Genomic DNA, 10527 nt, shown 5'->3' on the forward strand with positions numbered 1-10527 from the left:
CTTGGGTGTTGATAGGGATGGGGGCAATGCTGTACGGTTAAGGCAAAAGACGCGATGAATCGCCGTCTCTACAAAGACTTCTTTCCCAATTCCCCTTGACTTTTGACTCTTGACTCTTGACTATTAACTATTGACTATCTATATTCTGATTTTCTGTGATGAAATATTTTTATCGTCTTTTAATAAGCCTATCTGGGTGCTTAATATTTTTACTGGTGCATAGTGGCCTTGGTTTATTGCCTAGTTTGGCAGCCGAAAAAGTTACTGTCAGATACGGATTGTTTGAGCAATCGATTCCGGTGGCAGATATACGCAACTATGGCGAGACGCAAAAAGCTTCTAGCGATTTGCAATCTTTCTTAGATTATCTCAGCGCCAAAGAGAAACAAAAGTTTCAAGATGCTCTGCAAGTGAAAATGTCTCTGGATATTGTGGCTTTAGATAAACTGCTAAATACAGGAATGGGCAAGCAAATTTTATCTTTTGCTTCTAGTGCGATCGCTCGTCGCGATCAAGCCAGTATACAGGCTCTACGATCTGCGATGATCATAGGAGCAAGATCACCAGAAGGTTTAGGAATAACTACCTTTCTAGAAGCCTATCCCAGCAATCAACTAGTTGTTGATGTGTCAAAAATTTCTAAACTAGTTGGTATGGCAAATTCATCTTCTAGTGCTGCTGATGCACCTCCAAAGGATAATGTAACTTCTTCACCTTTAGGGAAAATTGCTCTGCAATATCAAACACTCGCCGCCCAAAATAAACAGCTCTCAGGTTGCTTATTTGGTGATTCTGTTTCGGCTGGACTTGGTAATACACTTGGGAGGGGTACTTTTAATTTTGGGTTAAATGGGCTGAGTACAATTTCATTACTGGAACAACTGAAAAGTTTAATTCCTACCAAGGTGAAATGTGAAAAATCTATTATTGCTATAGGTAGAAATGATGCTTGGTATGGAACTAGTGATGAGTTGTTTAGCAAAAATCTGCAAGAGGCGATCGCACTAGTCCGCACAATGGGAAATAAAGAGATTTTTCTGATTCCAGCCTTTTATTCAACAGTTGCAGCAAGCTCAGATCCAACTATATCAGCCCCAAATTCTAGAGTTGAACAAATTAATACTTTGATTAATAAAGTTGGTGAAATAGAAAAAGTGCCAGTTGCAGTAGCAGAAGTAGCACCATTGTATGAGAATAATGTTTTTAAAAAGAACTTATCTAGCGATGGTGATCATCTGAACGCAGAGGGTCTAAAAATTTACCGCCAAGCATTATTACAAATTCTGGAAAAGTAATATGATATTTATCTAATTGCATATAGTAAAAGCACCCCGCCCTCAATTCCCTAAGAACAAGCTCTTCGCTTGCTCTGATATAGCCCATTTAATTAGGAAAAGCTACATAACATAATTCGTAGTTCGTAACTCAAAATTACGAATTACTAATTATTACTGTTAGGATTTCCAATTCAAAAACCGCGCATAAATATAAGCTATGCCTTCATCAATAATTGTCCGTACACCTTGGCTATAATCCCACCATTTGTTTGGATCATAATCTTGTGTTTTCGCAGCGATCGCACCGACTTTGATGTTAGGGCTAAGTAGTTTTTTGAACAGCAACCAACTCCTACGGGTGTGAACATCCAAAGAAAAAACATTAATTGATTGTAGATTTAAATTTGAATCGGATAGCCAGCGATTAAATTCGGCAGCAGATGCATAACTACGATCCTTGATTACCACAGGTGTCGGTACGGCTACCACCTTCTCTGATTCTAAACCGAGTTTTTTGAAAGTGGCGGCTGACACTTCTGCAAAGTTCTTATATTCACTAAGATAATTTCCTTTTTCTATTGAGCCTCCCGTGGTAATTACTAGACTATAAGAACCGCTTTTAAATTCAGTCAAAGCTTGTTGTATGGCATAATCTGGTAGCCATCCTTCAACAACTAATACTTCTGCTGATTTGATCGGGGAAGTCACGGCGAGAAATGAGTGTACATGAGTAATAGTGAAAAATATTAAATAAGCAATCGAAGCGATTGCAATCGCCCACCCCTGAGCCGTAAGTGTCCACATTTCTTGGCGTTTTATTAGTTTAATTTTTGGAAATTTTCGACACCGACGATTTTTTGTCTGCATTAAACCTTAGCTAAACGTTGTTCTTTCAAATAAGTAAACACAGACTTATCTCCGATATCAGGAGGAATTGCTTGCAATGTCTTTCGCAGAGCAAATACCAAAAATAACGTTGCCCAAATTCCTAATAAAACACTTTCCCCCTGAGTTGGTAAAATTCCCACCAAATGTCCTAACAATAGTAGCGGTACTATTAGGGTTAATACTTTGGTTTCCAGGCGATTGAAGCAAAAAGCCTCTTTAAAGTAAATACCTGTCAAAGCAACGAAGATAAAACCAACTCCAAATAAGGTAAGAGGGTGATTGTAAACAGTGAGAGCCAAAGGTTCACTACTAGAGATTGCCAGAATCACTGATGCTATACTACCGATCGCCCAAAAAATTTGCAATATTCGGTGCAGTGATGCCATATAAATATGAATGGTAAATAAACTTACACCAAGAGCGACACTAAAACAAGTATATAGAGGTGTAAGTGCGGTAAAAATAGCCGGGTTATTATTGAGTAAAACCAAAGCACTGCCTATGGCAAAGCTTAGTGCTGCTACCATTAACCCAGCACGGTAGATAATTACGCCTGTGCGATCGCTCTGAGTAATTGTAAATTCCCCAAACTGACCTTGATAAACTTCTGGTGGAGGTAGTGTTTGCGTAGTCATAGTTAAAAATATAGTTATGATTTACTAATAGAGTACAACAGTAAATTGCTGAAAAATTACTTTTATTATTATGGGCAATCAGACTAACTAAGTGTCACAATCCCTAAAGTATTAAGCCATTTTTGTAGTATTGGTTGACTTGACAGACGCACTAGCTGACGAATTATTTCTACCATTTGACCGGATTTACTTCGAGAGCGAAAGACATAGCAACAGTAAAGCACGGCGTAAATCCAGGTACCATCTCAATTAACCAGACTAACAAGAGGATTTTGCCCCTTGTTAAAGGTAGGCAAACTTTCGCCATATTATACTAATAATTAGCAATGGTTTGGATAGTATCTAGTTTAGCTGAAGACTTGATTCTAACATTAGACTTTAGCTGTAAACAGTAGATATTGACAAATTTAAAATTTAGTGCATATAAAAGTTTGGCAATCAGATAACCCCATAATTAGTTGATATAGGAAGATGAGGTGAGCGATGGCGCTGTTTCTCCCACCGTAGGTGATCGTTCTAAAACCAAATCAAACCCCTGAGTTTGCAGATATTGCTGCGCTAGAGTAGTTTTCCCTAAGCCTCTCTCACCTTGGATAACAATAACTTTCGATCCTTGATTTACCAAAGTATTCAGGTGAGCGATCGCTTCTGTTCGTCCAATAAAATTGCTATCCTCTAATTTTGGGGTAGGATGTGGCGATCGCGAGTAATCAATCAGGCTGGATATCGCAGTAGTTTTTCTCAAAACTCGCTCCACAGTAGCACGACAATTACTTTTAGTAATCTTTTCTCGCAATACTTTAGAATGCAGCTTCCATAACTGAGAACCAGCATCCTTGGCGTGTCCTTCCGTACAACCGTAAGAATGAGCGATATCCAAGTATTTTCTACCCAACCAAACTTGCACAAGAATCACTTTTTGCAAATCGCTTAACCGTTCCCCAGTCTGCGGGGGAATTATGGCATCTACCCATGCTACTGCTGCTTCAGCGTCCATTGTGTAACGACAAGGGTAGTTCAGATTTTAAGGACAACTATAAATCACTCTACAGTTATGCTGTTGGAGTTTTCGGATAAGATTCTGTAAATCCGACTTTTTATCCCGACTTTTCAGAATAAAGCTTTCTCATCTAATAAAATAAAGGTCATTAGGTCATCTCAGCACCATCATTACTTATGGTGAAATCAGACCCCCGTCAATTGCCTAGCAGTGCTGAACTTCCTTGTTCAGACGATACCCCTGTGGATAACGAAGACCAGAACTTTATTCCTAACCTGCTTCTCTTTTTGCTGCAATATATTTGGGCAAACCGTAATGACTGGTTTTTCAGTGTGGATATGGGCGTTTACCATACCACAGGTGTTAGTCCACTTGTGCCGATTGTACCCGACGGATTTTTGAGCTTAGGTGTAGAACGCCGAAAGGCAGATAAATCTCGTAAAAGCTATGTTGTCTGGGAAGAAAACAACATTGTGCCTATCCTGGCTTTAGAAATTGTTTCCTTAACTCCGGGTGGAGAATACGACAAAAAATTAGACACTTATGCCAAGTTAGGGGTGCTGTACTACATTATTTACAATCCAGAGTATTGGCAACGCGATCGTCACCAACCTTTTGAAGTTTATCGCTTAGTAGATGGTAGCTATCAATTGCAAATTGGTGAACCCTTTTGGATGCCAGAAATTGGTTTGGGAATTGGTAGAGGGCAATACATATCTGGTAATATCCAGCGTCAGGTTTTGTATTGGTATGACCAACAAGGAAATCGCTATCTGACACCAGAAGAAGCTGAACAGCAAACTCGCCAGCAGCTTGAATTAGCACAAAAACAACTTGAGCGTTATCGTCAACAATTTGGGGAGCTTTAAAACTTCCTTATACTCTGCTATAATCTCTGCCGATACAACCCACTCAAAAGCAGAATTAGCAATCAAAAATAAAATTACTGCCTCTGGATTTTTATCAGCTATACCAGCCGCATTCGTTTCCTCATAGATAGATATATTGCAGTCGAAAAACTACATGAACGTCTGCAAGATTTACCGATACAGTTTACCAATCCCCAACCGCGTCCCTGGAAACTCATCGACTGGCAAACAATTAACCGCAATCAAATTATCGGCTTAGACGCAGAGGTATTTTTATCTATATTGATAGGTGCGATGGATACAGAAGCTCCCATTCGCGGCTATACCCAAACAAGTCGGCAGTATTTAGAAAAATTGCATCCTCATCAAACCAGATTTTTGCCATGAGCGATAAAGTAAAAGCACCCACATTACCACGATGGTATATGAGCGCTAATAAATGAACATTATTGAGGATAATCTATCTGCTATGACAGACCGAAGTAACTATAAGAATAGCAGGCGGTGGGTAAATAAACTGCAAGGGTAGTTACAAATGTTTTGTTAAAAATATTACTTACTGTAAGGTATTGTTTATTTTGCTAAAATGTGATATGCAAGACTATTGTGAGGTCTACAGTAGGCTACAAGCGCAAGAGAAATTATTTCCATTGTTTTCTTACTGATTTTACCTGCACCTAAATAGATCAGCGATCGCAGGCTCTTAATTTTTTTGAGTAAATTATTCTTTGTTAGGTATTGAGCCGCAGATATCCGCGACTCAATATCTATATTCGTTATCACAAAATCAGACTAATATAATTAGTATTTTGCCAATAGTAATTATAAGAACTCCCAATATCCTTTGTTGTTAATTATTTCCAAAAATAGTATTTACTATAATTTAATACTTGCGATATAAGCTGATGTTCTGGTAAGTCAATTCAGAAAAAAATCCTGATATCGAAAATTTAAAGTTAATAAGATTTTTTTATAAATCCCCTTTAAATTTACTTATCAATGCATTTTAAAATCGCAATTAATTTTTTCACTATTTTATAGGTGTTGGGAGTTATCATGGCAAAGTATCTACTAGCTTCTGCTAGTGGGATGGGATTTTTATGTTTAATTGCCGGTTTATCACCTGTGCAAGCCCTTCCTAATTTAGAAATTGCAGATAAAAACGTAGCTGTTAATCAAGATGATGGCAGCTATCAAAAAAATGATTCTCATCAAAGCAATTCAGCAAATAATATCTCCAGTAAATTGCTGATAGCTAATGAAACTCAAAAAAATTTACCCTCAGTTAATCAACAGCAAAAAAATCAAGATTTAGAAGTAGATTCTGCCATTAATTTTTGGCAGCCAATCATACCACAATCTGCAAGTTCATCTCCATCCTCATACAAACTTGCACAAGTAACATCCGTATCTCAATTGTCTGATGTACAGCCGACCGATTGGGCTTTTCAGGCACTCCAATCTTTAGTCGAGCGCTATGGTTGTATTGCAGGTTATCCCAATCAAACCTATCGCGGTAATCGGGCGATGACTCGCTATGAATTTGCTGCTGGCTTAAATGCTTGTTTAGACCGAATAAATGAACTGATTGCGACTGCAACTGGTGATTTGGTCAAGAAGGAAGATTTAGCCACATTGCAGAAACTACAAGAACAATTTGCGGCAGAATTGGCAACATTGCGGGGTCGAGTAGATGCTGTAGAAGCTCGCACAGCAGAACTAGAAGCAAATCAGTTTTCTACTACGACCAAACTCAATGGAGAGGTAATTATTGCTGGTATTGGTGCTAGCGGTGGCGCTCCTAATAACAGCGACTCCAACATCATCCTAGTCAATAGAGTGCGGTTAAATCTCACCACTAGCTTTACTGGTAAAGATTCATTAATTACTGGATTGCAAGCCTACAACTTTTTGGGTGGGGCTAATGGACAGGGTAGCCTGCAAGAAAGTTTAGGATTAGCTGCGCCGCTTTTAAGCGCAAGTAGCGCCCGTACCAGTTTTGAACCGCAATTTCCGGGGTTAAATGTCAATACTTTGTCGAGTGTTGGCGCAAACAGTGTTCAGCTTTACAAATTGCTGTATATCTTTCCCGTCGCTAATAAATTAACCTTGTTTGCGGGAACTGCGGCGGAAACATCAGATGCTTTCCCAGCAATTACGCCTTTTTATGGTGAAGGACAAGAGTCAATTTCTCGTTTTGCTGGCTTGAATCCTGTGGTACGGATTTCTGGTGGGACTTCGGGTACTGGTTTAGCATCGGCGGCGGGATTCATTTTTAATATTTCGCCAAATTTGGATTTAAGAGCTTTATATGGCAATCCAAATGCCAATTTAACCCAAAAATCTGCCACTGAGGCAGTACCAGGAGTTTCTACTACACCTTTGGGAGCAGGTTTATTTAGTGGTAGTAGTGTTATTGCCACACAGTTAACCTTCAAGCCAAGTCCCGCTTTTGATATTGGCTTAAACTATGCCCACAGTTATCACGAAATCAATATTTTGGGTACAGGATTAGTTAGTAGTGATATCGGTGCTTTAGCAGGGGTTGCAGCAGGGACACCGGTCACACTCAACTCTGTTGGAGGTACGGTAACATGGCGATTGTCTCCCAACATAGCCTTATCTGGCTACGGTGCAGCACTATTTGTTGATGCTGCTTCAAATAGCGTGAATGCTTCCACCACCTTTACAAGTTGGATGGCGGGAGTTCACTTCAGAGATTTATTCAAGTCAGGGAACACCGCCGGGATTCTTTTTGGTCAGCCGCTTTTCCGTACTGATACTGGTGGTTCTGCTCAACTTACCCCCACAGGCGAGAATCGGGCGACTCCTTACCATTTAGAAGCCTATTACCGCCTTCAAGTTAGCGATAATATCAGCATTACCCCTGGTGCGTTTGTTCTCTTTAACCCAGAAGGTAACAGCAACAATGACACTACGACTGTAGGTGTACTTCGGACTACTTTTACGTTTTAAGAGATTGCGAGTCAGCTCAAATTCCCCCAACAAATTGGGGGATTTAGAGATTGGTTAACAAAGTTCATAGTGCCATCTATCAGTTCGGATATTTTATCAACTATTTGATTAGCATCTTGAAATAACTTATTTTCCAAATATTCGATTCTTTCCAAACTCTGCTCAATGCTGTTTTGAGACAAGCTGATCGCCTGCATTACAGCTATTGACATTTGATTAATTCTGTTTTCTAGATAAAAATTACTTTTGCTAACAGTCTCTGTAAGGGCTTTTTCACGAATTTTATCTATTTTCTCAAGGTGATGTTTAACTTTTTCATCTGGTGCAAAACTGGTACGATACTTACCTTGGCATACGCCTACGCTACACTAAAAATAAATTGTGTACGTTTAGCTCATCATAGACATCGCCCTACACATAATCTAATTAAGCTAAAAAACATCTAATTTGCATAATCGAATTAAATATAACTCTTGTGGGGTGGGCATCTTGCCCGCCCAGTATATGCAATTTAAATGTGCAACAGCTTATTTATTTTGCTTGATTGACTAGTTTGATTTGAAATTTGGTGCTTTTGTATAACCCGCTCAATTTGGCAAGTCACCGCATCTATTCTATGTTTAACTTTATCAAAATCAATATTCACCCAAATATAAGCTTTATCAGATTTTTGCTGCTTGGAGTTCATATATTGCTTTACTTGTCAAGATATTTTGTTATATCTACACAATATAGCTATCTCAATTTCTAAACTACTTTCTCTAGACGTATAAGTAGATATGCTTAATATTTACTTAAGATTTTACACGCTGATTCGTAGGGCTACAAGCTGTGCTAACCTACTAAAAAAGACGCGATATCCGCGCCTCTGGCAGCTAAAATCCAAATTTTAAGTATTAGCTTAAACCTTTGTTTGTAGATATTGCACTAACTGCGGTGCTTGCATCACTCCCTCTATCCGATCCACAGGCTGGCCCTGCTTAAATAGTACTAAAGTTGGTAGAGCAGCAATTTTATACTGACTAGCCAAATCTGTGTATTTCTCTGTGTCGATTTTAACAATTCGCAGGCGATCCTTAAGTTGGGCATTGACTTGCTCTAAAATTGGCACCATCATCTGGCATGGGCCACACCAGTCAGCGTAAAAATCTACTAATACAGGTACATCAGAAGCAGACAGCATCTCTTCAAAGCTGTTAAATTGCTTTTTATTTGCCATGTGATACACACCGATTTTCAATTGTTTGTTTCAATAGTAATTCTTAGAAAATAAAAGCGGTATAGGTTTATGGGTTTTTGCTGAGAAAGGATTATATTAGTCAATATAGAATGATTTGCCAGCAAAAAATATTAAATAATTATAATAAAATTCGTATATTATTCTTGTTTGTGTATATGGATTAAAATAGATATTTAATTATCTAGACAATATTCAGATGTTCCCTAAATCACCATAAGATAATTAGCGCGGTATTTCTAAGATTGAGGAACATTAAATGACACTATTACAAGATAAAGTCGCAATAGTCACAGGTGCTTCACGAGGGATTGGTCGAGCGATCGCAATTGAATTAGCTACACAGGGAGCGATCGCAGTTGTCAATTATGCCAGTTCCAGTGCAGCAGCTGAAGCCGTTGTTACAGAAATTACAAGTGCGGGAGGTCAAGCGATCGCTATCCAAGCAGACGTTTCTAAAGGCGATCAAGTAGACACACTAGTTAACACGGTGATGGAAAAGTTCAGTCGTGTGGATATTTTAGTCAACAACGCAGGTATTACCCGCGACACCCTGCTTTTGCGTTTGAAGCCAGAAGATTGGCAAGCTGTGATAGACCTTAATCTAACTGGTGTTTTCTTATGTACACGGGCTGTCAGTAAAATCATGCTTAAGCAGCGATCGGGGCGAATTATCAACATTACTTCCGTTGCTGGGCAAATGGGCAACCCAGGTCAGTCAAACTATAGCGCTGCCAAAGCAGGTGTAATCGGCTTCACCAAAAGCGTTGCCAAAGAACTAGCTACTCGTGGGATCACTGTTAACGCCGTCGCCCCTGGATTCATCACCACCGATATGACCAGCGACCTCAACAACCCCGAAGATATTCTCAAATACATCCCACTCGGCCGCTTCGGTCAACCCGAAGAAGTCGCTGGGATGGTGCGCTTCCTCGCCGCCGATCCCGCCGCCAACTACATCACCGGACAAGTCTTTAACGTCGATGGCGGTATGGTGATGGCCTAAATAGTTAAGGGGTAGCGATTGTTCGTAGTTAGTGCTTTAGCGCTAAAGCGCCAACTACGAACTTATTAAATCAAGCTTGCGCCACCCGTGCAGCTCTCTAGTAGGGTCGTTGCATTAATTTTTTCAGGCAAAGAAGCACTTGTGCGGGCGCTTGCCAATCGCTACTTTGAGCAGGAATATCAGATAACTCAAATAAGTCTGCTTACATTAGGATTTACGCATAAAGATTCTCTGAGAAAATTGGATGTAAATACTATTAACGCTGCCAATGATACATTAATCGTCCATGACGATCGCGCACAAGTTCCCATTCTCCATGACGATATGGTTGTCCGTGATAACGTACAGAGCGATAGCGTCGTCTATAATGTCGTCGATTCCTCTGGCGTTGATAATAATATCTTCCAGTCCGTTGCCGTCTATGATAACGTCTTCGAGTCCGTCGATGAGCTAACAAAAGCTCTTCACTTTTTCCTCCAACTAATTTTGTCTGTGCGTCATGACTCTGTTCATTAAGAACATTGTTTAGAGTATTATCCTTGGCTTCAGCCAAAGCAGGTGGATAAATTAAAGCTAATAGCAAGAACACAATTGAGGATAGCTTTTGGAAACGGTTCACGTCTTTGCTTTTCCTAGACT

9 protein-coding genes and 2 pseudogenes are annotated in these 10527 nt (G+C 39.6%); 5 read left to right on the forward strand and 6 right to left on the reverse strand.

Annotation, left to right across the window (positions count from 1 at the left end):
• Positions 1-215 precede the first annotated feature (215 nt).
• Complete coding sequence (locus tag VE944_RS02975) at positions 216-1295, forward strand: SGNH/GDSL hydrolase family protein (RefSeq protein ID WP_324972043.1); 1080 nt, start codon at positions 216-218, stop codon at positions 1293-1295.
• A 159-nt stretch (positions 1296-1454) separates the two neighbouring features.
• Here the strand turns inward: VE944_RS02975 and VE944_RS02980 are convergent, their stop codons facing one another.
• The 3 genes and pseudogenes from VE944_RS02980 to VE944_RS02990 all read right to left on the reverse strand — a co-directional run.
• On the reverse strand, positions 1455-1985 hold the full coding sequence (locus VE944_RS02980; protein ID WP_324972046.1) for an ElyC/SanA/YdcF family protein: 531 nt from the start codon (positions 1983-1985) through the stop codon (positions 1455-1457).
• Positions 1986-2143: 158 nt separating this feature from the next.
• On the reverse strand, positions 2144-2800 hold the full coding sequence (locus tag VE944_RS02985; RefSeq protein ID WP_324972049.1) for a DUF2301 domain-containing membrane protein: 657 nt from the start codon (positions 2798-2800) through the stop codon (positions 2144-2146).
• Positions 2801-3314: 514 nt separating this feature from the next.
• Positions 3315-3797: pseudogene (locus VE944_RS02990) on the reverse strand (helix-turn-helix domain-containing protein); the annotation flags it as partial.
• Between the two features lie 179 nt (positions 3798-3976).
• Here VE944_RS02990 and VE944_RS02995 point away from each other — a divergent pair.
• The 3 genes and pseudogenes from VE944_RS02995 (at position 3977) to VE944_RS03005 (ending at position 7645) form a co-directional block, all read left to right on the forward strand.
• Complete coding sequence (locus tag VE944_RS02995; RefSeq protein ID WP_324972051.1) at positions 3977-4669, forward strand: Uma2 family endonuclease; 693 nt, start codon at positions 3977-3979, stop codon at positions 4667-4669.
• 108 nt (positions 4670-4777) lie between these two features.
• A pseudogene (locus VE944_RS03000) lies at positions 4778-5050 on the forward strand (ferritin-like domain-containing protein); the annotation flags it as partial.
• 675 nt (positions 5051-5725) lie between these two features.
• Positions 5726-7645 (forward strand): iron uptake porin, encoded by a 1920-nt coding sequence (locus VE944_RS03005; RefSeq protein WP_324972054.1) that lies wholly within the window; start codon positions 5726-5728, stop codon positions 7643-7645.
• An 11-nt stretch (positions 7646-7656) separates the two neighbouring features.
• Here the strand turns inward: VE944_RS03005 and VE944_RS03010 are convergent, their stop codons facing one another.
• Together VE944_RS03010 and trxA are read right to left on the reverse strand one after the other, a co-directional pair.
• Positions 7657-7857 carry a hypothetical protein gene (locus tag VE944_RS03010; RefSeq protein ID WP_324972056.1) on the reverse strand — a complete coding sequence of 67 codons (201 nt, stop codon included), beginning with the start codon at positions 7855-7857 and terminating at the stop codon, positions 7657-7659.
• 689 nt (positions 7858-8546) lie between these two features.
• A complete protein-coding gene (trxA, locus tag VE944_RS03015) occupies positions 8547-8864 on the reverse strand; it encodes a thioredoxin (protein WP_324972059.1) in 318 nt (105 codons plus the stop codon).
• Between the two features lie 277 nt (positions 8865-9141).
• Here trxA and fabG point away from each other — a divergent pair, with 277 nt between their 5' ends.
• Entirely contained in the window at positions 9142-9888 is a 747-nt protein-coding gene (gene fabG / locus VE944_RS03020; RefSeq protein WP_324972062.1) for a 3-oxoacyl-[acyl-carrier-protein] reductase, read from the forward strand.
• Between the two features lie 256 nt (positions 9889-10144).
• On the opposite strand, the gene VE944_RS03025 is transcribed toward fabG, so the two are convergent.
• Positions 10145-10507: a hypothetical protein gene (locus tag VE944_RS03025; RefSeq protein WP_324972064.1), complete on the reverse strand. Its 363-nt coding sequence runs from the start codon at positions 10505-10507 to the stop codon at positions 10145-10147.
• Between the last annotated feature and the right edge of the window lie 20 nt (positions 10508-10527).

It is taken from the genome of Nostoc sp., assembly GCF_035638895.1.
In the GTDB taxonomy this organism is placed as follows: Bacteria; Cyanobacteriota; Cyanobacteriia; order Cyanobacteriales; family Nostocaceae; genus Nostoc.

What these genes read in the sequence shown, in the direction of transcription:
- VE944_RS02985 (WP_324972049.1), bottom strand. Translation starts at nt 2,800, where the DNA reads ATGACTACGCAAACACTACCTCCACCAGAAGTTTATCAAGGTCAGTTT.
- VE944_RS02995 (WP_324972051.1), top strand. Translation starts at nt 3,977, where the DNA reads ATGGTGAAATCAGACCCCCGTCAATTGCCTAGCAGTGCTGAACTTCCT.
- VE944_RS03005 (WP_324972054.1), top strand. Translation starts at nt 5,726, where the DNA reads ATGGCAAAGTATCTACTAGCTTCTGCTAGTGGGATGGGATTTTTATGT.
- VE944_RS03010 (WP_324972056.1), bottom strand. Translation starts at nt 7,857, where the DNA reads ATGTCAATAGCTGTAATGCAGGCGATCAGCTTGTCTCAAAACAGCATT.
- trxA (WP_324972059.1), bottom strand. Translation starts at nt 8,864, where the DNA reads ATGGCAAATAAAAAGCAATTTAACAGCTTTGAAGAGATGCTGTCTGCT.
- fabG (WP_324972062.1), top strand. Translation starts at nt 9,142, where the DNA reads ATGACACTATTACAAGATAAAGTCGCAATAGTCACAGGTGCTTCACGA.